Source organism: Caproiciproducens sp., from assembly GCF_053840905.1.
Genome location: NZ_JBNLXQ010000008.1, coordinates 1 through 25,516 on the forward strand (window position 1 = coordinate 1; position 25,516 = coordinate 25,516).

Below are 25,516 nucleotides of genomic sequence, written 5' to 3' on the forward strand. Positions count from 1 at the left end.
ATCGGTTGTCCTTTTTCTATGTCCGATGAAAGGAGAAAAAATTGAAACTTGTAATCAGTGAAAAGCCATCGGTTGCTCAAAGTATTGCCGCCGTGATCGGCGCGAAACAGCGCGGCGACGGGTTCCTGGAGGGCAGCGGCTATCTTGTTTCATGGTGCCTCGGCCACCTCGCGGAGCTGGCAAGCGCCGACGTCTATGATGAGAAATATGCGAAATGGCGGCGCGAAGATTTACCCATTCTGCCGAATAACTGGCGTTTTATCATAAGCAGAGACAAACACAAACAGTTCGATATTCTCCGCGCCCTGATGCGCCGCGACGATGTAGACGAGGTAATCAATGCCTGCGACGCCGGACGCGAGGGCGAACTGATCTTCCGCACCGTGTATGACATGACAGGCTGCGCAAAGCCAATGAAACGGCTCTGGATTTCTTCTATGGAAGACGAGGCTATCCGGCAGGGCTTTGCCAACCTGAAACCGGGCCGGGATTACGACGGGCTGCATCAGTCCGCACTCTGCCGCTCTAAGGCCGACTGGCTAGTGGGCATCAACGCGACGCGCTTGTTCAGTGTCCTTTACCACCGAACCCTGAACGTCGGGCGCGTCATGTCCCCGACGCTTGCCCTCATCGTGCAGCGGGAAGCTGAAATTTCCGCATTCCAGCCGGAGCCGTTCTATACGGTCAGCCTCGATTGCGGCGGCTTCACCGCCACCGGCGACAAGTTCAAACAGAAACCGGAGGCCGAAGCCATTGCCGCCGCCTGCAAAGGGAAAACGGCAACAGTCAGGACCGTGGAGCGGAAAGAAAAAGCCGAGAAAACTCCCGCCCTCTACGACCTGACCACCCTCCAGCGCGACGCCAACCGTCTGCTCGGCTACACGGCCCAGCAGACGCTCGACTATCTGCAATCGCTTTACGAAAAGAAGCTCTGCACCTATCCGCGCACCGACAGCCGGTTCCTGACAAACGATATGGAGGGAACCGTCCCGGCACTTGTCTCCGTCGCCGCCGGTATTTGCGGCGCGGATGTTCCTGAAAAGCTCAACGCCGGTCAGGTCTGCGACAGCGCGAAGGTCAGCGACCACCACGCCGTCGTTCCCACCTCCGTCGCGGGTAAAGCGGACATTTCCGCGCTGCCCGCCGGAGAACGGGAAATTCTGCGTCTCGTCTCCCGACAGCTTCTCTGCGCAGTCAGTGAGCCGCACCGATACGACGAAACTGCCGTCACGCTGGACTGTGCAGGGTATGGATTTACTGCCAAGGGCAAAACGATCCTCGTTCCGGGCTGGAAAACCTATTTGCAGGAACAGTCCGACAAACCTTTGCCTGAGTTAAAAGAAGGACAGGACATCCCTATTTCCGCTTTTTCAGTCAAAGAGGGAAAAACCTCGCCGCCCAAACACTACACGGAGGACACCCTGCTTTCCGCGATGGAGACGGCGGGCGCGAAGGATATGCCGGATGATGCGGAACGCAAGGGCCTCGGCACCCCCGCCACCCGCGCGGCCATTCTGGAAAAGCTCGTTACTACCGGATTCGTGGAACGGAAAAAGGCCAAGAAAACCGTCAACCTCATCCCGTCTCAGGTCGGCGTGTCGCTCGTCACCGTTCTGCCGGAACAGCTTCAATCCCCGCTGCTGACCGCCGAATGGGAAAACCGGCTCAAACAGGTAGAACGTAGCGAACTGGGACCGAACGCTTTTATGAACGGCATCGCCGGGATGCTCCGGGAGCTTATACAAACCTATACGCCGGTCAAGGGCGCGGAGGTGCTGTTCCCATCCGGGCGCGAGGTAATCGGCAAATGCCCACGCTGCGGCGGCAGCGTGAACGAGAGCAAGAAAGGCTTTTTCTGCGAAAACGACGGTTGCCGGTTCGGGCTTTGGAAAGACAACCGATTTTTCGCCGCCAAGAAAAAGACGCTGACAAAAGCTGTTGCCGCCGCGCTTCTGAAGGACGGGCGCGCGAGGCTCACCGGATGCTATTCCGAGAAAACCGGCAAGACTTACGACGCGACGGTGATTTTGGAGGATACCGGCGAACGCGTCAATTTCAGGCTGGAATTTGATTCGGAGGCGAAAAGGCGGGACGGATCATGAAACTTTCAAAATATGAGCGGGAGACGATTATCTGCTATAACGAGGAAGAAGCGACGGCCAGCGTTTACACGCATAATAAGAAACTTATCCAAAAACTCAAACGGCTTTCGGAGAAATATCCCGATAAAGTGAAGCCGGAGCGCTCGGAGCATTGCGGGGCCGTCAGCTATTTTGTCCCCAAACGCTGTGTTTCCGTCCGGGAACCGTACAGCGACCGACGTCGTGAAACCGACAGTTTGCGGGCTAAAACAGCGAAAATACGCCCTCCAGACAGGGGCATACGATCCGAAAATGAATAACGGGCGCGCTCCCGCATAGGTTTATCCTAGCCTGTGCGGGGGCGCGCTTTTTTCGATTTTACGAGCCGCGAAAGGAGCATACTATGGCTGAAAAAAACAAGGAACGCTTGAAAGAAATCACCGACAGCATTGAACAGGGCATCCAAGACCTGTTCCAGAGCGACCGATACGCGCAGTACCTCCGCACCATGTCTCGTTTTCACCGCTACTCCGTCAACAATACCATGCTCATCTACATGCAGAAGCCGGGCGCTACCCTTGTAGCTGGGTTCAACAAGTGGCACGATCAATTCAGCCGGAACGTGATGAGGGGCGAAAAGGGTATCAAAATCATCGCGCCCACGCCGTTCAAAAAGAAAATTGAGGAAGAAAAGCTCGATCCCGATACCAAAATTCCCATGCGGGACGCGGACGGCAGCATCATCATGGAGGAAAAGGAAATCAAAATCCCCATGTACAAGGTGGTATCGGTGTTCGACGTGTCGCAGACCGAGGGGAAGCCGCTGCCGACGCTGGTAAACGGTCTTACCGGGAATGTGAAGCAATATGAGATTTTCATGGAGGCGCTGAAGCGCTCGTCCCCCGTTCCGCTTGCTTTTGAGGGGATGGAACCGAGTACGGACAGCTATTTCAGCGAAAAAAACCAGCGTATCGCCATCCGGTCCGACATGAGCGAGGTGCAGACCGTCTCCGCTGCCGTCCACGAAATCACTCACGCCACGCTACACAACTATGAGCAGGCCCGCCTTGCCGCCGCCAAGGGCGACGAAACCGCCGAGCCGCCCAAACCGAAGGACCGGCGCACCGAGGAAGTGGAGGCCGAAAGCGTGTCCTACGCTGTCTGCCAGTATTACGGCATCCAGACCGGCGAAAACAGCTTCGGCTATATTGCGTCGTGGAGCAAGGACAAGGAACTGCCGGAATTGCGGGCTTCTCTGGAAACCATCAACAAGACTGCTTCCGGCCTGATTTCCGACATTGACCAAAACTTCCGCGAAGTGCTGAAAGAATATGACAGCGTACTGGAACAGTTCGCCGGGGACGCATACCGGTACACGGCTTCCGTCATGAAACCGCCGTTTCCTCTGAATTCCATTGAGGAAGAAATCCCGGCCACCGTGGAAGATTTGAAAAGCGGTTACGGAAAGGACACCCGCGACGCCATCCGGAGCGCCGCGAAGGTTGAGGGCGTTGCCTCCCCGGACGAGCTTCTGCGGCGGCTGGACGAAATCGAGAAAATCTACCCGCCGAGGGAAACCGAGGCGATGTATCTGCTGGATAACTCCGCCTATCTTTATTTGAAGGAAAATGAGGACGGATATGGCTATACCTTTTACGATAAGGAAAATCTGCGGGAAACGGTAAGCGGGTTTGCCGATGAGGGCGTCAGTTCTATTCCAACCGCTTACGAACAGGCGCTTTCCCTTGAACATCTGACCCCTGCGACCTCGGAAAAGGTGCCGCTTGACATTTTAAGCAAGATTGCCGCCGTGCGTGAACAGGATGTACAGGAATATATCCGTGAAAATAATTTGAGCAATCATGAGCAAATTGAGCCGGAAGTGCAAACAGCGCCCGACCAGCCAAAAGCGCCGGATATGCTGCCGGAGGCCCCGGAACAGGCGCTCGACGAATATCCCATGCCGGATTCGGACCTGACCGTGGCCGATCTGAAAGCCTGCGGGTATCTGGACGGCGATCTGCTGCCCCTCTCCAAAGAACGTGCGCTGGAGCTTTTTGAGCAGGACTTCACCGTTTACATGATTGAGGACGGCGGCGCAAGCATGGCTTTCGACCCGGATGAGATTCAGGCCCACAGTGGCCTGTTCGCCGTGAGCCGCGAGGAATGGGAGGAAAACCGGGAGTTCTCCGCAGCCATAGAGGATCGGATGAAGCATCAGGAGCAGCGGGAAGCCGCTTTTCTGAAAACCTCTCAGGACGCTTTCGCCATCTATCAGGTGAAGGACAACGATGAGTTGCGGGACATCCATTTCGAGCCGCTAAGTTGGCTGGAATCCAAAGGCATTTCCGTGGATCACGGCAATTATGATCTTGCCTATACCGCTCCGCTTACCGATACCGGCAATACGGAGGAAAAACTGGCCGTTTTGTGGGATAGGTTTAACAACGACCATCCCGCCGACTATCACAGGCCGAGCCTGTCCGTCAGCGACATCGTTGCGCTCAAACAGAACGGCGTTGTATCCTGTCATTACGTGGACAGCTTCGGTTTTAAGGAGATTCCGGCCTTTCTGAAACCGGAAAACTACCTGAAAAGCGCGGAAATGTCGGTAGAGGACGATTACGACATGATCGACGGCATCATCGACAACGGAAAAAATCCCACCGTCGCGGATCTGGAGCAGCAAGCCAAAACCGGCCAGCCGATTTCCCTTCTGGAGCTTGCCGAGGCGTCGCGGCGGGAAAGCGACGAAAAGAAAAAATCCGTCGTGGAACAGCTCCGAAACCAGCCGGTCAGCCGGGAACACAAAAAAGCAGCGCCCGACAGGAGCGCGGAAATGGAGAGATAATATGTTTACCAACGATGAAATCAACCTGATGTGCATTTACAACACCGGGACGCGGGAGGGCCTGATCGCGGAGCTGACGCAAATGCGCGGCTATCTCGGCGCGGAAGAAACGGAACTTCTGGCCCTGACGGATTCCGCGCTGGGAAAACTCCGGAATATGAGTGATGAGGAATACGCCTCGCTTGACCTGTTTCCGGACTTTGATACGTAGACAGAATCATAATCCATTCTTTCACTTAATAGCTTTTTTGTGTGCTAAACTATATAAAATGCCATAAAAGCTCTTGACTGTTCCCTTGGGGATTGGTGTATGGTGAGCGCAGGAGGTTGGAATAATGCGTATAAATGAAGTGTGCTCACAAATTGGCACAACGAAAAAAGCTATCAATTGGTATGAAAACCAAGGGTTAATTCACGTCAGAACCGATGAAAACGGATACCGTAATTTCAGTGATGAGGATGTTTCTCGTATCAAAGAAATTCATTTGCTGCGCCTTTTGGATATATCGGCCAAGGACATTAAATCCATTTTGAACAGCAAAGATAAACAAGGGGTTTTGCGTACCATCCGCATAAACAAGCAAATAGAAGCCAAGGAAATGAATGATCGTCTCATGATTTTGGATAAGCTGATTGCAAATTACGATTTAACGATTTTGGATTCACCGGAGGCCACACAATTGGTCAGCCCTGTAGAAGAAAAACTGATTTTAGCATTCCCCGGTTTTTGGGGAGAGTATCTGGCCAGACATTTTGGCCCATATTTGCAGGAAGTTATTAAGACCCCACAACAAGCTGAAGCTTACGAGTGCATGGTACAATGGTTAGATAATGCAGAAGTAAAACTGCCGCTATTCCTGAGACTTATGCAACGTTTTTCCAAGAGCACTTTTCCTGTGGGAACTGTTGACCCGGATCAAGGCATCAACAAAATTGTAAATGCGGACGAACATGAAATCAAACAATTTATTGAAACTGTTCGTCTCCAGCAGGAGCAACAAAAGAAATGGCGTGTACGGTTGAATCCTGTAGTTGCATTTGTTAGGCACAATAATCGGGTAATGCGTGAGCGTCTAACAAAAACGGGTTATTACGACACGTTTATTCCGGCATTGCGTCGGCTTAGCTCGGCATACAACGCCTATTGCTCCCGACTGGAAGAACTAGATAAGCTGGTTAAGGCATAATTGTTTTATAGCTTTTATTGAGAGGACAGCCTTGGGGCTGTCCTCTTTTTTACCCAAAAGACCGAAAGGAGGATTTTCAATATGCCAAGTAATGTGCAGGCTCTGGCTCAGATGGCCGACCACGCGGCGACGCAGATCACTGCCAGTCATGAAAGCTGGACGGATTTTCTGAAAACCGTCGCGCGGCTCTACAAGTACCCCTATCATGAGCAGCTCATGATTCATGTCCAGCGCCCCGACGCGACGGCCTGCGCCGGATATGAGCTTTGGAACGGAAAAATGCACCGGTATATCCGGCGCGGCAGCAAAGGGATTGCGCTCATCGACGCATCCGGTGACAAGCCGAGAATCCGGTACGTCTTTGATATTTCCGACACAGGAGACAGTGAGAATTCCCGCCGTCCTTATCTTTGGCAATATCGCCCGGAACATGAGGACGCGGTTACGGCAGCGCTGGAACGGGAGTATGCCGTTTCCGGCGAAAAAGGTCTTGCCTACCAGTTGGAGCAGATCGCCGGACAGTTGGCAAACGAATATTGGCAGGACCATCAGTACGATATTCTCCATACCGTTGACGGCAGCTTTTTAGAAGAATATGATGAATTCAACATCGGAGCGCAGTTGCGAAGCGCCGCAGCCGTCAGCATCACCTACGCGGTTCTGTTCCGCTGTGGGCTGGAACCTGACAAATACTTTGAGCATGAGGATTTTCTGAGCATCTTTGATTTCAACACGCCGGATACCGTCGCCGCCCTCGGCACGGTGGTCAGCGAACAGTCGGAACGGGTACTGCGGCAGATTGAAGTTACCGTCAAAAAATACGAACGCGAACATCTCGCGGAAAGGAGCGCCTCACATGGAGAACAACCTGACCTACATGAAGAACGGGGATTACCTGATTCCCGACCTGACAATTACGGAACCGACGGAGAGCATCGGCAAGTACGGGAGGATGCGGAAGAATTACCTGAAGGAGCACCGTCCGGTCCTGTACAGCAGCCTGCTGCTGTCGGAGAAGCTGTACCCGCACCTGCTGGAGACCGAACGGACGGCGACGGCGCGGCTGGAACGCATGATGCCGGAACTGATGAAATCGGCGGGCGTGACGGAGAACCTGAAGGTCTCCGACCCGATGCGCTGGGTGGGTCTCATGAACAGCCTGAAAGCCCAGGCAGAGGAAACGATTCTGACGGAGCTTATCTACAGCTAAGTTTTTTCCCGTCGGAACAGGAGCAAATACAGCGGATTAACGAAGCGGAGAGCGAAAAGCCCTCCGCTTTTTCCATGCCCGCGCCGCAGAAGCCGGAAACAAGCGGCCCGATACAACCTGACATTGACGCCGCCCTTCAGGAGTGGAACGGCAATATCGAAAGTAAACGCGCCGTTGTCCTCTACATGCGGGAACATGCCCGCGACAAGGATACGGCGGCGTTTCTGCGCAACGAGTATGGCGACGATCTCCCAGCTTTTCCCGTAACCGTTGGCCACACATCGACGGATTTACCTTGGCCGAAGGTGCAGCGGCGCATCGCCCAGATCATCCGGGAGAATCGGTTTTACACACAGGAAGAACAGGCAGCGCCCGATCTGAGCGGTCAGCCGATTACCCACACCGGCAACACCATTGAGAACGGCATCACTTTCCATAATGTGGTCTTGACGCTTTCCGGCGAGCAGAGGGAAGATGCCAAGCGAGCGATTCCAGACAGCAACGAAATTCCGCTCCCCTACAAGGTGGGCGACATGGTATATCTGGACAATAAGCCCTTTGAAATCACGGATATCGGCAGTTCGGACGTCCAGCTCCGTGACCCGGCACTTGCCTATCCCATCTTCCGCGCCGAAAGCCGGGAAAACTTTGAAAATCTGCTGCGCCGGGATTCACGGAACGGCCCCATCACGGAGTTTCTGGCTGTGGACTTGGAACACACGGACGCGGATCTGCGGGAGGCCCTGACCTCCGGCCTGCTGGAACAGCGGGACAAAGAGCATATCGCGGGATATTTCCGTAAAAACGAGGGCAACACCCGCGTGGCCCAGCGCCTTTCCGATACCTATGCCGGGACTTCCGAAACGATGGATCTGGCCACCGGCGATACGGCAGATTTTTTTGCCACCACCACGGGGGTCGAGGTCGATATCCACGACAAATACAACAGCAAGCGGAGCGCTCAGTGGGGAGAAATTGCTCCTATCCTCCGCGCCCTGTACCAACGGGAGCAGGACGGATTTTCCCATGAACTGGTTCTGAGGGAGTCTGCCAATCTGGACGGTAAGCCGTCCTATGAAGTTGGCGATCAGGCGGTGCTGGATTACGGCGGGCAGGAACTGTCCAGCACCGTGGGCTATGTCGGGGAAAAAGACGTGCGCATCGACACCGGCCCCTATTCGTGGAGCCATGAAGTGATCAGCCGCGACGCCTTTGAAAGCGGCATCCGGCAGGACGAACGCAACGCCGCTCTGTTTACGCCGGAGCAGCCTGCCGCCGAAAACTTCCGCATCACCGACGATCATTTGGGAGAGGGCGGCGCGAAAACCAAGTACGGGTACAATATCGCCGCCATCCATACCCTGAAAAACATCGAGGCCGAGGGCCGCACGGCAACGCCGGAGGAACAGGAAACGCTCTCCCGGTATGTGGGATGGGGCGGCATTCCGCAGACGTTCGACCCGGACAACACTTCGTGGTCAAAGGAATACACCGAATTGGTCGGTGCGCTGAACGCCAAAGAATACGAAATGGCGCGGGCTTCCACCCTGAACGCCCATTACACCAGCCCCACGGTGATCCGGGCTATCTATGAGGCTATCGGCAACATGGGCTTTCAGACCGGCAACATTCTGGAACCGGCCTGCGGCGTCGGCAATTTCTTCGGCCTGCTGCCGGAGAGCATGGCGGCGTCCCGGCTCTATGGTGTGGAACTGGACAATATTACGGGCCGGATTGCCAAACAACTTTACCCGAACGCCAACATCACCGTGGCGGGATTTGAAACCACCGACCGGAAAGACTTTTTCGACCTTGCCGTTGGCAACGTGCCGTTCGGCAGCTACAAGGTTTCCGACCGTGCTTACGACAAACTCGGTTTCCCCATCCACGATTACTTTTTCGCCAAAACGCTCGATCAGGTGCGTCCGGGTGGTGTGATCGCGTTCGTAACCAGCCGCTACACGATGGACAAACAATCGCCGGAAGTGCGGCGGTACATCGCGCAGCGCGCGGATTTACTCGGCGCAATTCGTCTGCCCAGCAATGCTTTCAAGGCCAACGCCGGAACGGAAGTCACCACCGACATCGTCTTTCTCCAAAAGCGCGACCGCCCCATCGTCATCGAACCGGATTGGGTGCATCTCGGTCAGACCGGGGACGGCATTCCCGTCAACAGCTATTTTGCCGATCATCCCGAAATGGTGCTGGGGACGATCAAGTGGGACGATAAAATGCACGGCGATAAAAAGGAAACGACCTGTGAGCCGTTTTCCGACGCCGATCTTGCCCAACAGCTCCATGAGGCGGTTTCTCATATTCAGGGACAGATTGCCGAAACGGAGCTGCCCGATCTCGGTGAAGATGAGGAAATCGACGATTCCATCCCGGCAGACCCCGATGTAAAAAACTATTCCTATACCGTCGTGGACGGCGAGGTGTACTACCGGGAAAACTCCCGCATGGTGCGGCCGGAGTTGAACGAAACCGCCAAAGCCCGCGTCATGGGCATGGTGGGACTACGGGACTGTGTGCAAAAGCTTATCAGCCAACAGCTCGACGAATCTGCTTCCGATGCGGAAATCAAAAACACACAAACGGAATTGAACCAACTCTATGACGTTTTTTCCGCCAAATACGGTCTCATCAACTCGCGCGGCAACAGCCTCGCGTTCGCGGAGGATTCTTCGTACTATTTGCTCTGCTCTCTGGAAGTCATCGACGAGGACGGCAATCTGGAACGCAAGGCCGATATGTTCACCAAACGTACCATCCGGCAGAGGAAAATCGTCACTTCTGTGGACACGGCGTCGGAAGCCCTCGCGCTCTCCATTGCGGAAAAAGCGCGGGTGGACATGGACTACATGGCTTCCCTCACCGGAAAAACACCAGAGGCGCTGGCCGACGAATTGCGGGGCGTCATTTTCCGCGATTTGGGCGAACAGGACCCGGCAAGCGTTCCGAAAGCCTTTTACAAGCTGGACAATATCCCGTTTGTCACCGCCGACAAGTACCTTTCCGGCAACGTGCGCCGCAAGCTGCAGCTGGCAAAAGCTTTGGCGGAAATGCGGCCCGACCTTGCCGAAAAAATCGCCCCCAATATTGCGGCGCTGGAAGCCGCCCAGCCGAAAGACCTCGACGCCTCGGAAATTGAAGTGCGCCTTGGCGCGACCTGGATTGATAAGGAGTACATTCAACAGTTCATGGAGGAACTGTTGAACCCGCCGTCCGGTGTGCGCGGCGGCATCCGGGTAAACTATTCCTCATTCACGGCAGAGTGGGCTATCTCGGGCAAAAACAGCGTCGGCTACAATAACGTGGCGGCTTTCGTCACCTACGGCACCGACCGGGCCAACGCTTACCGGATTTTGGAGGATACACTCAATCTCCGGGATACGAGGATTTATGATACCGTGACCGACCCGGACGGCAAGGAGCGCCGCGTCCTCAATTCCAAGGAAACGACTCTTGCCCAGCAGAAACAGCAGTCCATTAAGGACGCTTTCCGCGACTGGATATGGAAAGACCCGGAGCGCCGTCAGACCCTGACGAAAAAATACAACGAGCTGTTTAATTCCAGCCGCCCGCGTGAATACGACGGGCGGCATCTTGTATTCCCCGGCATGAACCCCGAAATCAAGCTGCGGGAGCATCAGCTCAACGCCGTGGCGCACCAGCTTTACGGCGGGAACACCCTGCTGGCGCATGTCGTGGGCGCGGGCAAAACCTATGAAATGATCGCCGCCGCGATGGAAGGCAAGCGGTTGGGGCTGTGCCAAAAATCTCTGTTTGCCGTCCCGAACCATCTGACGGAGCAGTGGGCTTCCGAATTCCTGCGGCTATATCCCTCTGCCAACATTCTGGTCACCACCAAAAAGGATTTTGAGAAGCGCAACCGCAAGAAGTTCTGCGCCCGCATCGCTACCGGCGATTATGACGCGATTATCATGGGCCACAGCCAATTTGAAAAAATCCCGGTGTCTCTGGAACGGCAGAAAAGGCTGATTCAGGAACAGATATGGGAAATTGAAAACGGGCTGGAAGAACTCAAAGACAGCGGAGCGGAGCAGTTTACCATCAAACAGTTGGAGCGCACCAAAAAGGGACTTGAGGCCCGGCTGAAACGGCTGAACGATAACTCCCGCAAGGATGATGTCGTCACTTTCGAACAGCTCGGCGTGGACCGCCTGTTCGTGGATGAGGCGCACAACTACAAAAATCTGTTTCTCTACACCAAAATGCGCAACGTGGCGGGCCTCTCCACCACCGACGCGCAGAAGTCCAGCGACATGTTTCTGAAATGCCGGTATCTCGACGAAATCACGCACAGCCGGGGTATTGTGTTCGCCACCGGGACGCCGGTCAGCAATTCAATGACCGAGCTTTACACGATGATGCGCTACCTCCAGTACGAAACCCTGAAAGAGCAGAACCTCGTCCATTTCGACTGCTGGGCATCCACCTTTGGGGAAACCGTGACGGCTATTGAGCTGGCCCCGGAGGGGACCGGCTACCGGGCGCGGACGCGCTTTGCCCGCTTCTACAATCTGCCGGAGCTGATGCTGCTGTTCAAGGAGGCAGCGGATATCAAGACCGCCGACCAACTCAACCTTCCCACACCGAAAGCCGTGTACCACAACGAAGTTGCGCAGCCCTCTGAGATTCAAAAGGAAATGGTGAAAAAACTCTCTGAGCGAGCCGCCGCCGTCCATTCCGGTTCCGTCGATCCAACCGTGGACAACATGCTGAAGATTACATCGGACGGGCGCAAGCTCGGCCTCGATCAGCGCGTCATCAACCCCATGCTTCCCGACAATCCCGGCAGCAAGGTCAACATGTGCGTCAACAACGTTTTTCAATTCTGGCATGACGGACAGGACAAGAAACTCACGCAGCTTGTTTTCTGCGATATTTCCACTCCAAAGGGCCGCACCGCCGCCAAAGAAGAACGGGCGATTCGGGCCGGTGGAAAGCTCACGGGCGGCACAGAGCTTCACGCTTTGCAGGACACTACAACGGAGGCCGACGCGCCGGAAGCGTTCAGCGTCTACTCGGACATCCGCGATAAGCTCATCGCGCGGGGCGTCCCCGCCAGTGAGATTGCGTTCATTCACGACGCCGATACCGAAGTCAAGAAAAAAGAGTTGTTCGCCAAGGTCCGCACCGGACAGGTGCGCGTCCTGATGGGCAGCACCGCCAAAATGGGAGCCGGGATGAACGTACAGGATCTTCTGATTGCCTCCCACGATCTCGATTGCCCGTGGAGGCCGGGAGATTTGGAGCAAAGATCAGGCCGTATCATCCGGCAGTACAACACCAACCCCGAAGGACACATTTTCCGTTATGTCACCGAAGGGACATTTGACAGCTATTTGTGGCAGACCGTGGAAAATAAGCAAAAATTTATTTCGCAGATCATGACCAGCACAAGCCCTGTCCGCTCCTGTGAGGACATCGACGAGACGGCGCTCTCCTACGCCGAAATCAAGGCCCTGTGCGCCGGGGACGAGCGGATCAAGGAGAAGATGGACCTAGATATGGATGTGGCCAAGCTGAAACTCATGAAAGCCAACCATCAGAGTCAACAATTCCGGTTAGAGGATAACCTACTTAAATATTTCCCGGAGGAAATCGAGCGAAACAAAGGCTTCATCAAGGGTCTGGAAACGGATATGGCGACGCTGGAAACACACCCGCACCCCAAGGACGGGTTCGCCGGAATGGTGGTGCGGGGCGATTCCCTCACCGACAAAGACAACGCCGGTGCTGCCATTCTGGAAGCCTGCAAAGAAGTCAAGGGGCTGGACCCTCTGGGGATCGGCAGTTACCGGGGCTTTACCATGTCGCTGTCGGTAGAAGGGTTCGGAACGGAGTTCGTTCTGACGCTCAAAGGGCAGATGGCACACCGCGTCACGCTCGGCACGGACGCGCGCGGCAATCTGATTCGCATCGACAACGCCCTTGCCGATATGCCGAAGCGGTTGCAGAATGTCCACGCACAGCTTGATAATCTCCATTTGCAGATGGATGCGGCAAAAGCCGAGATCGGCAAGCCGTTCCCGCAGGAAGCGGAACTTGAGCAAAAGAGCGCCCGCCTCGCAGAGCTGAACGCGCTGCTGGACATTGACAGCCGCGCCCCCGCCCAGCGGCAGGCATCGGAGGTTCTGGAGAAAAGCGAAAGGTCCTCCGTACTGGAGAGCCTGAAAACGCCCTGCGTTTGTGGGACGCAGGGCAGAAAACCAAAGCATGAATTGGAGGTAAGATAATTAATGGACAAAACACCGTTATACAAATATCCCGCCGCCTATGCGCGGGAAAACAATGAGCTGGAGCAATACCGCGCGTCCTATAAAGCAAACGTAGCCTGCAAAAGCGCAATCGAAACAGCCATCCGGGACAATTACCGCGATAACCGTCTCGGAAAAGAAGCCGTAAAACAGGTGGCCGATCAGTTCGGCTATGAACGGATGTTTTATGTGTTGGCAAATACGGTACAGCGAAAGGATTTCGACGGGCGTATTTCCCGCGATAACAAGGATTGGGCGAAAACCATTCCCGTCCTTGAAGATAAGAATTATTTCGGGGATGATCGGCGTTCATCGTTTGAAGTGGATTCGTGTAACCCCGGCCTCACGGATATTTTCATCAATCAGACGCGGCGCGAATATCTGCTGGCCCAGCCTCTGACCAAGCAGGACATTCAGGCGGAGGCCGCACGGCTGCTCGGGCGGCTGCAATCCGAGCGTGAACCGAACAGTCCCGGCGGTACGCATTTCATGGCGCAGATTTCGCCGGATTTTCTGATCCGTGCTTCCACCAAAGACCAAGACCGTCTGTTCGCGTTGCTGCCTTTCAAGTCCCTGTCATTTTCCACACTCAAGGATCGGAAAGGGATTTTCGCGTTCATCCAGAAGGATGAAAACCGCGATCAGCCGCTTCGCCAGCGCAAGCCGTCCGTCCGAAAAAAGCTGGAGAACATCAAGACGGTAGATACGTCGTCCCCTGTGAAGCGGGATGTGCCGGAGCGTTGACGATGGCAAAACGAGAACGGGAAATTCAGCTCAAGTTCCGCGTTACCCCGCAGGAGCGTGAAATGATCGAACAGAAGATGGCGCAGCTCGGCACGAAAAATATGGCGGCGTATCTCCGCAAAATCTCCATTGACGGCTATGTCATCAGACTGGAACTGCCGGAGCTGAAGGAGACGATTTCCCTCCTGCGCCGGTCCAGCAACAACTTAAACCAGCTTACAAAGCGGGTGCATGAAACGGGGCGCGTTTACGGCGCGGATTTGGAGGATATTGTCCAGAATCAGGAACGACTGTGGCAGGCGGCAAATGATATTCTCGCCGTACTTGCGAAATTAAAATAGGGGCGTATGCCCCGAAAAGTGAGGCGGTTTACGACGTGTAAGCCGCCCCACCATTTTTTGCCGCATCCTTGCAAAAAACGGCATAGGCGTTATAGTTATATTAGAAATTGTAAAGGGGGGCCGATACTATGAGACTGATACTGAAAATGCTCGTCGCTCCGATCATTATGGCTCTGACCGTTTTCGTCTGGATCTGCTCCGGTCTGCTGTACTGCTCGGCGTGGGTGTTCGGCCTTGCTGGAACGGTCCTCGGCATCTTCGGTGTGCTGGCGCTGATTAATCATCAGGTAACGAACGGGATCATTCTGCTGGTGATGGCGTTCCTCGTCAGTCCGTATGGAATCCCGATGGCGGCGGCGTGGCTGATCGGCAAGATACAGGATTTGCGGTATGCGATTCAGGACTGGGTTTACGGTAAACAGATCATTTAAGGATCTATGCCCATAAATTAACCCAAAATTCCTTACAAGTAGATACAGAAAATAAATAGTCTGTTATGAACAATATAATCTGCCATATATTTAAAGTCCTTTGTGACCTCCTAGTTTCCAGGTTAATGGCTATCATTTGGCTTCCCATTACAATCTAGCAAATGATAAACTTTTTTATCCACTGTTTTCTGGTTTGCCTTTCGAATAATAACATTCAACCATTTCTGAGAATACATACTCTCTCGAACATCTTGAGATATCCAAATTTCCTCCATAACAATTCCGTCAATCCGGCTTAAACACCTTTTTAGGCGGTATTCATTCATATCGCAAAAGAAACGGTCATTATCGCATCTTTCACTATCTCCATATTTCCAAGAAGCATAGAGTATACCATCATGTTTAAGAGCTGCAATTAATTTCAACAACACGGTAGAAAGAGTTTCTTCTGATACATGCACAAGAGAAGCGCAAGCCCATATTCCATCAAATTGATCATCAAATGTCATTTGATCAAACGTCAGGTGAAGGACTTCAGTATTTAAAAGTTTCTGTGCCAATATACATAAATTTTCCGATGCATCCATAGATATAACCTGGAAACCAAGTTCAGAAAACTTTAAACTATCACGTCCACTTCCGCATCCTGCGTCCAATATCATGCCGCCGACAGGCAACTTATTTACAAAATGGGAATAAGCATGACTCATGTTTACTGATAATGTGCTAGATACAAATTCATCAGCATGCGCATCATAATAAGCTATGGTTTTATCCTCATTCAACCCTTTTTCCAAACCGCTCACTCCATTAAATAGCTAAAGATTCTGGCAGTTTCCATAAGCCATATCCCTGTAAATATGCAGAATCGTATAATGGCTTTAAATTATGTTCCAGAATATTCTTAAACTGTTCTTCTGAATTACCCCCAACATACAGTGTTTCTGCAGCCCATATTGCATTTAAATTATCTCGTCTACAATTTTCGAATTTTCTGCGGACTTCTGGAAACGCAAATACTGTTCGGTACAGTGCATATTGTGTAGATGCCATACTATTAAAATAGATATTCCAATCAGGCAATCGATTACTCTTACTTGAATTAAGCCGTTTCTCCATTGGAATAAGATTCCACAGTTCGTCATTTGCAATATATGACCATGGGACGAAATGATCCAATTCAAACTTTTGTATATTCAACTCCGTCCCAGAATATATATCTCGAAAAGGAACTTCGCCAGTTTTTGCTGCACACTTCCATAAATCTCGGGCATTTGATAGTTTACGAACATTTTCATTCTCTTGAGATAACTTATAGATAACTCCGGGGACGCCAGGGTTACGATCCTGCAAAAAACGTATTTTCTTAAGTTGAATCCAACTAATGATAATCCTGCTAATAAAAGTCAAGAAGAAATTTTCAGTATAGCAACCATATATCCGTAGTGAAAATGGGTACAGCAAAGCTGACCGGCAGCGATCCAGCTTCTGGCCTTTGCAGCAAGTTATTCTTAGCAATATAGCTCTTTTACTCTAGCATAGTAGATTCTTAGAAACTTGTTGAGCGCAGCAATCTTGGCGACGCGAGGTGGTTTCCCCTCAGCTTCCTTCTTCAATAAATAATCGTACACAGCAGTATCGGTTGTGGGCTTAGAGCATTTCACAAATCGAATAATTTCGTAGCCTGTTTTTCTCAAAGTAGAAGATCCTCTTTTTGAGATATGCCTGTTGGTTCCTGTGAATGTACCGGATTGATACGGCGGTGCGTCTAACCCCGCATATGCAACCAGTGCACTTGCACTATGGAAGCGCCTTACATCGCCAATCTCGGCTATAATTCTGGGTCCGAGAATATTCCCCACTCCTGGCATTGCCATAACTGTTTCATACTCTTTAAGTTCACTTGCAAGGCCTCGCATCTGCGCTAAAATGGCAGCTAGAGTCGTGTCAATCATTTGTAAGACTCTAACGGATTCCAAAACAAGCATTTTGGTCGATGACGTTTTGGAGGACATGGTTGGGATACCGTCCAGAGCCATGGCATAGATCACTTTCGCTTTTTGCGTACTGGCGCGGTATCCCTTCTTTTTAGCCCATCTGTTGTAATGAGAGACAAACCGATCCTCGGACATTTTGGTAATGTTATCATAATGCCAGTACTCACGGAGAAAGTCACATAGCTTATCTTTTTCTGGCACATCTGAACGATTCCATAGCACCGTTTTAATTCCAGGCATTGTTCTGTCAATCAGATTTGTCATCGCCTGTTTCGCCTTCACTCTCATTGATAAGTAGGTCAGATATTGCCGATTCAAATCTTTTAGCTGCTGATAGATCTCCTCTGCGGGTTTAAAATCGACTAACCTGTACCAATAATCAATGCCGTAATTAGCAATTTTTATTGAGTCAAGTGGATCTGTTTTTCCTTTACGAATTGCTACCGTAGAATACTTTTTCATGAGGTATGCATTCACAACGCAAACATATACTCCATGCTCCTTCAAAAATGCTAGTATTGGAAAATGATATGCACCTGTTGACTCCATGACGACTCGGACCTCGTCATTCAGCTTATGTATCTGCTCAACCAGCTGGCTCAATTCATTTTCACAATGCTGCACTTCATATGGAGAAATCAGGATTTCACCATATGGCTTCACAAAACAAACTGTACTTTTCCCTTTGGAAACGTCGACTCCAACACTTATCATAGAATTCCTCCTTGGTATTTCATGGCGTCCATCCTTGCTTATTACCATTCAGATTGGTTTGTGACACGAAAGCCATAGGGTTTCAACCTGCTAAATCGAATGCTCATAACAAGGGGATGGCTGGCAGATTATTGCACGGATGCGAAATCCAATGGGAAGTACGCCAGACCATGTTTCCCCTTATTATAAAGAATAAGCACAAACACCACCAGTTCAGGCGAATGTCTGTGCTTATATAGTACCAACTGGGAAGTTATCCATTATCAATTGCTTCCAATATTTGTTTATATGTATTTTTTTGTTTATGCCCCGTCCATCGACAATAGTATATGGGAGGTTTTGTTGCTCATTAATTTTTTCAATATAAGCAATTAACCTGCGGTGCTGATCCCACATATGATCTCCGCCGCTGAGTTCATCTAAAAAAGAAGATATCAATCTGTACGGAACATATATTGTCAGATTATTCTTATCACTTTTTAGTTTCGCTTCTTTTCGAGCAATCGCCGCTAGTATGTCAATTTTGGTTGCCGATTGTGGTAAATCGGCATCACTTTCGACAACTTTAACGGCATGCTCCAAGAAATTTTCAGATTTACCTTTAATTGCTGGACCGAGATGTAAATGATATCGTGTTACAGAGTACCAGGCCTCGAAAATCATTTCATTAATGATTTGATCAAAACAAAGGTCATTATCTGTTGTTGTGATCAGGTTGATAATAGCCTCTAGCCAATAAAACTTATAGCACTGAGATGGATCATCCAGCATCCGAGCAAACTTATCAGTGTCTAAGTTATTTGTGTAGATTAAATCAGAGCAAAGATCTAATTTCAAGCCAACAACCCCTTTTACTGTGCTAGTCTTTTCGCTACATTTAAAAGGTTTGTAAATTCTATTTGAAATTGTTCTAAATCCGTCTCTGGTCCCCAGCTAATACGGATCGAGTTTTCAATATTTTCTACCGGAATATTCATAGCCATAAGTACATAACTGGGAGAATAGCTTTTCGATGTACAAGCCGACCCATTTGAAAGGCTACAATAACGCTTAGTAGAAATCATTAATGCTTCTGAAGAAACTCCATGTAAGCACAGATTCAACGTATTATCCAAACAATAATTTTGGTCCCCATTACATGAGTAAGTAATCCCGGATTTATCAAGCAACTCAAGTAACTTTTTCTTGATTGAGCGCAGTTTCTTTTCATTGCTTTGATATTCAAGTTCAGCAATCTGACAGGCTTTACCGCACCCACCTACGAGAGCAACCGGAATAGTTCCCGGGCGAATGCCATGTTCTTGTTGTCCGCCATACATGATTGCTTTAGCTGGCGGATACTTGTAATTTTTCTTTCTTAAAACCAAAACGCCAATTCCTTGTGGGCCCCGCAATTTGTGGGCACTAAAAGAAAGCATCGTATATTTTAGGGAACGAAGCTCATCTACCAGTTTTCCGCAACTTTGTGTAGCATCGACATGAAAAAAGACGTTCCGTTCTTCTAGAGCAGTTCCTAATTCTTGAACCGGTTGGATTATTCCTGTCTCGTTATTCACATGCATCAAACTGACTAAAAGAGTATTGTCTTTTACTTTCTCAAGTATTTTCTTTGCATCTACTCTACCAGAAGACTCCGGATCCACAATATCAACTTCAAACCCTCTATGCTGCATTGCTTTAACGGTTTCCAGGACAGCTTTATGTTCTATAGATGATGTAATAATATGATTTCGCCCACTCTCCTTGGCATAAGCCTCTAGTCCTTGGATAGCAATATTGTTACTTTCAGTGGCCCCACTGGTGAAAAATACTTCAGATGAAGTTATACCCAGCAACGAAGCAACTTGCTTTCTGGCATTCTCAACTATATTTCGTGCTTGGTCTCCGTAATCATGTGTCCTACTGTCTGCATTTCCAATGTAATTCTGATAAATGTCGATCATACATTCTAATACTCTAGGTTCTATTGGTGCAGACGCATTGTAATCCAAATAAATACTCATGTTATTTCTTCACCGCTAAATATAATAAGTCATCGATGCTTTTGATAAATCCTGTGCCGCAAAGATGAGCAATTCCTCGCTCTAGGTTTAGGCGGAAGTACTTTGCGACTGTATCATCATCTGTTGGTAAGTTCATATTTAGACACCATGCCTTAACAAGCGCCATATATATTTCATAATAGTCACCGCCAAAAGTATACCACGACATCTCTAAATTGCTGTCAGTTACTAATGGAATATCTGTTGGTATGGTTTTTTCAGCCAAGGAATAAGATAATGCCCATCTACACAGAATATTCCAGTTTCTAATCCCAGTTTTTGCTTTTAGCCTGGAAAGTTGATCTTTCGCCTGTTGAGACAGACGTACTTGCTTAATAGTCATTTTTCCTGAAAATATCCTTTCAAAATAGTGGTACTCTTTGTTTCCTCGCAATAATTCAAAGTGAACTCATCACCAACAGAATCCTTCATCATGTCATAGTATTTATGATCAATTTCAGAGTCTGTTGATAAGATAATGGTCTGATCGCTGGCTTGAGGGAAATAAGTAGTTACCAATGAAGTTCTGTGCATCGAATCCAAACGTGACAATGGCGTGTCTATTATCACGGGCAATTTTTTCTTTGAGCATATTGCTAACGCCCATAGAATTGCAATTACCATGAGCTGCTTCTCACCAGCAGATAAAGAATCCTTGGATACTTCAACGCCATTTTCATCAAGATAGGTAATATCCAAAGTTCTGGAATTCATGACAATGTGCTGAATCAAATTTTTTTTATTTGCTAACTTCTTGTAACAAGACGTAATTGTTTCTCCAAGGACTCCTGTTTTACGTTTTTGGAGCTCCGTAGAATATTCCTCTACAATTCGAAGGGCCATGTTTGAATATTTGACCATTCGATCTGAGTCATCATGCATCTCAGCCTCGTGCAAGTAAGCCTCAACAGTCCTGTTGAACTCTGATGTTTTGGAGATTAGCTCCGCATTTACAGAGCTGCGTTCCTGCTGCATGGCAGTAAGTTCAACTTTTAACTGCACTAATGTATCTTCTTGCTCGCGTATTGCTGCAAAGATATTGCTCAGTTCTCTTTCATTTATATCAAGAGAAAGGTAGCTGTCTACTTCATCCAATTTTTTCTGTAGTTCTACTTTTTGCAAGAGAATTTTTCTTGCGTTTTCCTTACTCTGGGCTAAAAGACTGTCCAGCAAAGCATTTAATTGAAACAACGCATGATCTGAAACTTGATAAATTACTTCTGTAGACTCGCTAAGGGCCTTTTCTTTTACGAACTCAACAAAACCTTGGTTAGCACTGGATGCTTCCCTATGACTCACAGAATATTCTTCAAGCAAAAATTCAATTTGCTCCATTGCCTGTTGCATGATGAAATCATTGTGTTCATCTTCAGCCTGGAGTTTTATTTTGCTGATCAAATCTCTTACTAATACTAAAGGTAGCTCTCCAGACGCAATTTCTATTAATGCATTTTGATTCTGGTCAATTTCCGCTAAAAGATTGGATCGCTGTTGAATTAACGACTGTCGCTGCTCTACAACATCGCCACCCTTAATTTCATATTGATGGTGAAGTTCGTCAATATTGGCTTGCTTGCCAGCTATAAATTCGTTGTACTCAGCTATTTTATTGTCAATCATTGACAGATGGTCTGTTAAATCATCCCGTTCCTGTCGAGTTATTTGTAAAGTTTCTGCAGAATGATTCTCATTCGCTATTTTTGAGTTTCTTTTTAAGCTTCTGCCTAAATCATTTTTCAATACATCCAGTACACTAATGCCAAGCATCGAACGAATTGATTCTTTCATCTGCGCATTAGTTTTATCAACCGCAAGCTCAGCAATTTTTTCGCCGTCAAAGAAATAAAAGCTGGAGAGAGCACTCGGTAAAATGTTTTCTACAAACATTGCCCAGTTCTTAGTTAAGAAATCACTATAGATTCCATTTTCTTTAACTGTAATGCTTTCTATTGTTCTTTTTGAGAGAGCATCCCATTCCCTACGAACTAAGTATTCATTGCATGAACTTTCATTCATTATGAATTCAAGTTCAACAAAGGTAGGCTGGCTCCAGTTTCCTTTGTTCACATAAGAACGCAGATATTTTCCATATGTATTACAGTTACTTTCATTGTAGGCGCTAGAATTTTCCCCATACAATGCCAATAAAATTGCTTCAAGAAAAGTCGTCTTTCCTCGGCCGTTCATTCCGCCTATTAAAACAATTGGATGCGTATGGGAGAATTCAAAAGTATTTTCTCCAGCATAAACTCCAAAATTATTCATTGTGAGTCGTTTAATTATCATTAACCTTCGCCCTCAGCATCTCCATCATCCTCGGAGTCCTCTACGGCATAATCCAAGAATTTTTCATTGTACCGGCCACCCAGTTCTTTTTTTCGAATCATTTTATCCGAATAGTACTGTGTAGCGTCTGCCTCATTCCGATAAAAAGTTCTGGTAATAGCTGCTTCCAAATCATCAATAATCCCTTTTCGATCATTCAATCCGGCAGAATGATTTTCTATATCTACAAGGTTGTACATCATTTCAAATGCCAGTTCTTCGTCTCCGTAAAGTCTTCTGCAAACAGATTGCAAGATATCCCATTCTTCCTGTCCAAAGTTTTCAGAGTGGATCCATTCCGGATCCGAGAATGGAATACCCATAACTTCTTCATAAATACGAGGAACGGAGTCGTCAAACTCATGCTTTCCCTGAACCCAAACTCTTCGAATTGCACGCAGTTCCTCAATCCTGATCAATTCAAGGCCATGGAAATCTTCTGGGCCGGTTTCATTAATATTCTTTTGAATTTGTAGTAGCTTTCGTAACCATTCCTCGCGAACTTCCTTTTTATATGGACCATGAAATAGCTTTCCATAATTGCCCTGAAGGTTACCGTGCATCCTTCTAAAACTTCTTCGCTCTCGGTCACCCTCTTCATTGCCAAATTCATTTCGAAATTCAAGAAGAGGAGTCATCCATTCCTTTTCTTCATCATTTGCTATCATGGCTTCCATTGATTTGTCTTTTTCAACCATGGTACAAACCCAACAACCAAAACGACTCTTTCCACAAGAAGGCAAGCTTTTATCCACCATTAATGGGCATTCATTATCAGCGGTTGCTCCACGATACATTGTTAGTAAATCCATGTTTGAATAACCCCATGGATTTTTATACTGCATCAAAAACACCCACACATCATCGTCGGACCAAGCCTCTAATGGAGAGAATACCAATTCATTTTCCAATGTTGGATTCGGACTCAAAAGTTCTCGAACACGCTTTTTTTCCAAATTGGTCATTGTTCTATTTCGGCGGGTACTCTCTTGTTTTCTCGTTCCTAAGACAAGTATGATTTCACCATGTTCCGCAATTTTACTCTTTATAAAATTGTTCACTGGTTGAATCTTCAGGCGATCTGTGCACCAACGATATTTCATTCTGGGGAAGGGGTAGCCCCGTCCAATTAGATTCACCCAAAAAGTATTATTATAGTCAGGGGTTAACCTTTCTGGAATAAACGGCAATTGTTTCTCAGCTGCTGCCATACGCATTGAATCTAAAGACTTTTCCACCCATTTTGATACCACAGGAGATTCTACCAAGGTATCAGTATTCATGATATGTATTGGCTTTTTTCGTTGATCACCCGGCAATCTTTCAATCGCCATCCACACTAATTGAACTGCGGCGGTACTGTCTTTTCCTCCAGAATAACCAATCATCCATGGAATATCATCTGATAAATATAAGTTTTGAACCGTAGTTATCAGTCCATTGATGCTGACTTTCGTTATATTACTCATGCATGATATCTTCCTATTCTGTTAATGACCTTGATAATTGATCTTCAGCTGCAAATTCATCCGCTGTCAAAGGCAATCCAAGTTCTTTCTTTATTACATTTGAAATCAGTAGTGATGCTTTCTTATTGGTAATAATACGCCCGTTTTGATTAATTGCTCGTAAATACCATTTCCTAGAATTACGATTCCAATTTACTTTTTCCAAATTCACCAGGCACTGTTCCGGACTAATATCTTCATGCATATGCAAATAGTTTCCAATCCTTCCAAATGATTGAATTACTATGCTTTGAGTCGCAATGTAGTTTTCTCTCAAATCGACTTTCGTTATTTCTTTATGTTCGAGCTCCTGCCACTGTAACATATGCACCGAAACATTATTCCAAAATTTATATAGGAAATCATCGATACCAGCATCTAGGCTACGTCCAACAATTACTTTATTAGCTGTGTAGAAGGTGTTTAATGTAAACAAACTAGATGAGAATTTTCCTAGAATATCTTTTTCTTTGTCAGTATATGTATTTAAAAAGTCAATTCTTTGAATAACATCCCTAGTAATAACTGCCATTCGGTCTCGCGAATCGTATAACTCTGATATTGAATTCGACGTTTTTACTGCGTTCTTATTCAGATCTGTAAAAATCTGCTGGCTTCTTTCTAGCCCTTTATCTGCGAAAAACACAATAGGAATAGTTTCATCACCTAAGGACGGATCTTCTTGCAGTGCCTCCAATATGGCGGATTTTCTATGTTGACCATCATTAATTAAAAATATAGCATCCATGGCAACCTCAAGGACCCCAACATCCGGAATTCCTTCAGCTTGGCAAAATTGAAAATTTCCGTCTATAGAAGCTGCCAAAGCAGAAAAAACATATGAGTTTCTATTATCTAGAATATATTTGCTGATAATTGGAATTCGTGCCCCATTTAATTTCCTTTGAGCACGATACTCAGGTAAAACATATTCGTCATCTGAAGGGAATAAACGTGACAACATTTTTAAAGGGACCATTGCTATGTAATAGTCTCTTGAAGCCTGTATGCCTTTTACAACCGGGAATTTATACACATAATCCATTTTTTACTCCTCATAAAAAGGATATACTTAAGTACATACTTAAGTATATCCAATGCAGTACGTAAAGTCAATCTCGAGAAGAAAAATTTTAGTTTTTTAACGAGAGCTGAATAAGAGCTTGATTTTTCCTTCTAAAGACTCCTTATGGATCCATGCCAATACATTCTCATTCAGATCCGCAATTGTTGCTTTTCCTACCGTCATACTTGTTAAAAACTGTATTATTTCTTGATCAAGGCTCAAACTTTGAATTAAAGAATCCGCATTATCCAACGCTGATTTTAAGCTAACAAAGGTATTTTTGTCTGTTACCCAAACTTCTGCAGCTTTAATGTCTGCTAAGCAATTCGCAACTTTCTCTGTGCCAATACCGCTAATTACCTTTAACGTGTCGGTTATGGTTGAAGTTAAAGCGACAAAGTGCTTTGTCCAGTCTTTCTTTACTGCTGTCTGTATTGACTTAAAATCTGTATCAGTGGAAGAGACTGTATCTTTATCAGCATATCCGGTTTTAACAGTATCCTGAAGTTTTATCAACAGCGCTTCCAAATCAGCCTTTATAGTATCCGCCAAGGCAAACTGTAGATGGTCTTGAACATAATCCAATACTTCAATATAACCACTTACCTGATTTACGAGGATTCGATACTTGTTATCTGTTGCCTCTTGCTGAGCTCGATTTGCTTTAATTCCTTCAAGGCGATGCAGCTCTTTCATTTCTTTGATTCGACGATCTATCTTATCAAAAATCATAAA

General features: G+C 48.1%; 22 protein-coding genes. 10 read left to right on the plus strand and 12 right to left on the minus strand.

Features of this window, described 5'->3' with window-relative positions:
* The first annotated feature begins 41 nt into the window (after positions 1 to 41).
* From ACQGQ5_RS09625 to ACQGQ5_RS09645, 5 genes are all read left to right on the plus strand, one after another.
* Positions 42 to 2,102: a DNA topoisomerase 3 gene (locus tag ACQGQ5_RS09625; RefSeq protein WP_455736311.1), complete on the plus strand. Its 2,061-nt coding sequence runs from the start codon at positions 42 to 44 to the stop codon at positions 2,100 to 2,102.
* Complete coding sequence (locus ACQGQ5_RS09630) at positions 2,099 to 2,401, plus strand: immunoglobulin (RefSeq protein ID WP_455736312.1); 303 nt, start codon at positions 2,099 to 2,101, stop codon at positions 2,399 to 2,401. The genes ACQGQ5_RS09625 and ACQGQ5_RS09630 overlap by 4 nt, the downstream gene beginning before the upstream one ends.
* 83 nt (positions 2,402 to 2,484) lie before the next feature.
* Positions 2,485 to 4,932, plus strand: a complete 2,448-nt coding sequence (locus ACQGQ5_RS09635; RefSeq protein WP_455736313.1) for a YodL domain-containing protein — start codon at positions 2,485 to 2,487, stop codon at positions 4,930 to 4,932.
* Position 4,933: 1 nt separating this feature from the next.
* Positions 4,934 to 5,143 (plus strand): transposon-transfer assisting family protein, encoded by a 210-nt coding sequence (locus ACQGQ5_RS09640; protein ID WP_455736314.1) that lies wholly within the window; start codon positions 4,934 to 4,936, stop codon positions 5,141 to 5,143.
* Between the two features lie 124 nt (positions 5,144 to 5,267).
* Entirely contained in the window at positions 5,268 to 6,119 is an 852-nt protein-coding gene (locus ACQGQ5_RS09645; RefSeq protein WP_455736315.1) for a MerR family transcriptional regulator, read from the plus strand.
* Here ACQGQ5_RS09645 and ACQGQ5_RS09650 read toward each other — a convergent pair.
* Both ACQGQ5_RS09650 and ACQGQ5_RS09655 read right to left on the minus strand, forming a co-directional pair.
* Positions 6,096 to 6,686, minus strand: coding sequence for a hypothetical protein (locus ACQGQ5_RS09650; protein WP_455736316.1), 591 nt, complete (start codon positions 6,684 to 6,686; stop codon positions 6,096 to 6,098). The genes ACQGQ5_RS09645 and ACQGQ5_RS09650 overlap by 24 nt on opposite strands.
* An 18-nt stretch (positions 6,687 to 6,704) precedes the next feature.
* Positions 6,705 to 6,953 (minus strand): hypothetical protein, encoded by a 249-nt coding sequence (locus ACQGQ5_RS09655; protein ID WP_455736317.1) that lies wholly within the window; start codon positions 6,951 to 6,953, stop codon positions 6,705 to 6,707.
* A 22-nt stretch (positions 6,954 to 6,975) separates the two neighbouring features.
* Between ACQGQ5_RS09655 and ACQGQ5_RS09660 the strand changes: the two genes are divergently transcribed.
* The 5 genes from ACQGQ5_RS09660 (at position 6,976) to ACQGQ5_RS09680 (ending at position 15,129) form a co-directional block, all read left to right on the plus strand.
* Positions 6,976 to 7,329, plus strand: coding sequence for a TnpV protein (locus ACQGQ5_RS09660; RefSeq protein ID WP_455736318.1), 354 nt, complete (start codon positions 6,976 to 6,978; stop codon positions 7,327 to 7,329).
* A gap of 185 nt (positions 7,330 to 7,514) precedes the next feature.
* On the plus strand, positions 7,515 to 13,592 hold the full coding sequence (locus tag ACQGQ5_RS09665) for a DEAD/DEAH box helicase family protein (RefSeq protein ID WP_455736419.1): 6,078 nt from the start codon (positions 7,515 to 7,517) through the stop codon (positions 13,590 to 13,592).
* Between the two features lie 3 nt (positions 13,593 to 13,595).
* Positions 13,596 to 14,357, plus strand: a complete 762-nt coding sequence (locus ACQGQ5_RS09670) for a DUF3849 domain-containing protein (RefSeq protein WP_455736319.1) — start codon at positions 13,596 to 13,598, stop codon at positions 14,355 to 14,357.
* Between the two features lie 2 nt (positions 14,358 to 14,359).
* Positions 14,360 to 14,698 carry a plasmid mobilization protein gene (locus ACQGQ5_RS09675; protein WP_455736320.1) on the plus strand — a complete coding sequence of 113 codons (339 nt, stop codon included), beginning with the start codon at positions 14,360 to 14,362 and terminating at the stop codon, positions 14,696 to 14,698.
* A gap of 128 nt (positions 14,699 to 14,826) precedes the next feature.
* A complete protein-coding gene (locus tag ACQGQ5_RS09680; protein ID WP_455736321.1) occupies positions 14,827 to 15,129 on the plus strand; it encodes a CD1845 family protein in 303 nt (100 codons plus the stop codon).
* Positions 15,130 to 15,251: 122 nt separating this feature from the next.
* Here the strand turns inward: ACQGQ5_RS09680 and ACQGQ5_RS09685 are convergent, their stop codons facing one another.
* The 10 genes from ACQGQ5_RS09685 to ACQGQ5_RS09730 form a co-directional block, all read right to left on the minus strand.
* Positions 15,252 to 15,926: a class I SAM-dependent methyltransferase gene (locus ACQGQ5_RS09685; RefSeq protein ID WP_455736322.1), complete on the minus strand. Its 675-nt coding sequence runs from the start codon at positions 15,924 to 15,926 to the stop codon at positions 15,252 to 15,254.
* Between the two features lie 13 nt (positions 15,927 to 15,939).
* Positions 15,940 to 16,482: an HNH endonuclease domain-containing protein gene (locus tag ACQGQ5_RS09690; RefSeq protein WP_455736323.1), complete on the minus strand. Its 543-nt coding sequence runs from the start codon at positions 16,480 to 16,482 to the stop codon at positions 15,940 to 15,942.
* A 158-nt stretch (positions 16,483 to 16,640) separates the two neighbouring features.
* Entirely contained in the window at positions 16,641 to 17,840 is a 1,200-nt protein-coding gene (locus ACQGQ5_RS09695; RefSeq protein WP_455736324.1) for an IS110 family RNA-guided transposase, read from the minus strand.
* A 231-nt stretch (positions 17,841 to 18,071) separates the two neighbouring features.
* On the minus strand, positions 18,072 to 18,677 hold the full coding sequence (locus tag ACQGQ5_RS09700) for a hypothetical protein (RefSeq protein WP_455736325.1): 606 nt from the start codon (positions 18,675 to 18,677) through the stop codon (positions 18,072 to 18,074).
* Positions 18,678 to 18,691: 14 nt separating this feature from the next.
* Positions 18,692 to 19,843, minus strand: a complete 1,152-nt coding sequence (locus ACQGQ5_RS09705) for a cysteine desulfurase family protein (protein ID WP_455736326.1) — start codon at positions 19,841 to 19,843, stop codon at positions 18,692 to 18,694.
* 1 nt (position 19,844) lies between these two features.
* Positions 19,845 to 20,225, minus strand: coding sequence for a DNA sulfur modification protein DndE (gene dndE, locus ACQGQ5_RS09710; protein WP_455736327.1), 381 nt, complete (start codon positions 20,223 to 20,225; stop codon positions 19,845 to 19,847).
* Positions 20,222 to 22,168 (minus strand): DNA sulfur modification protein DndD, encoded by a 1,947-nt coding sequence (gene dndD / locus ACQGQ5_RS09715; protein WP_455736328.1) that lies wholly within the window; start codon positions 22,166 to 22,168, stop codon positions 20,222 to 20,224. The genes dndE and dndD overlap by 4 nt, the downstream gene beginning before the upstream one ends.
* Positions 22,168 to 23,676 carry a DNA phosphorothioation system sulfurtransferase DndC gene (gene dndC / locus ACQGQ5_RS09720; protein WP_455736329.1) on the minus strand — a complete coding sequence of 503 codons (1,509 nt, stop codon included), beginning with the start codon at positions 23,674 to 23,676 and terminating at the stop codon, positions 22,168 to 22,170. The genes dndD and dndC overlap by 1 nt, the downstream gene beginning before the upstream one ends.
* 13 nt (positions 23,677 to 23,689) lie before the next feature.
* Entirely contained in the window at positions 23,690 to 24,760 is a 1,071-nt protein-coding gene (gene dndB, locus ACQGQ5_RS09725; protein ID WP_455736330.1) for a DNA sulfur modification protein DndB, read from the minus strand.
* Between the two features lie 96 nt (positions 24,761 to 24,856).
* A complete protein-coding gene (locus tag ACQGQ5_RS09730; RefSeq protein ID WP_455736331.1) occupies positions 24,857 to 25,513 on the minus strand; it encodes a hypothetical protein in 657 nt (218 codons plus the stop codon).
* Positions 25,514 to 25,516 lie beyond the last annotated feature (3 nt).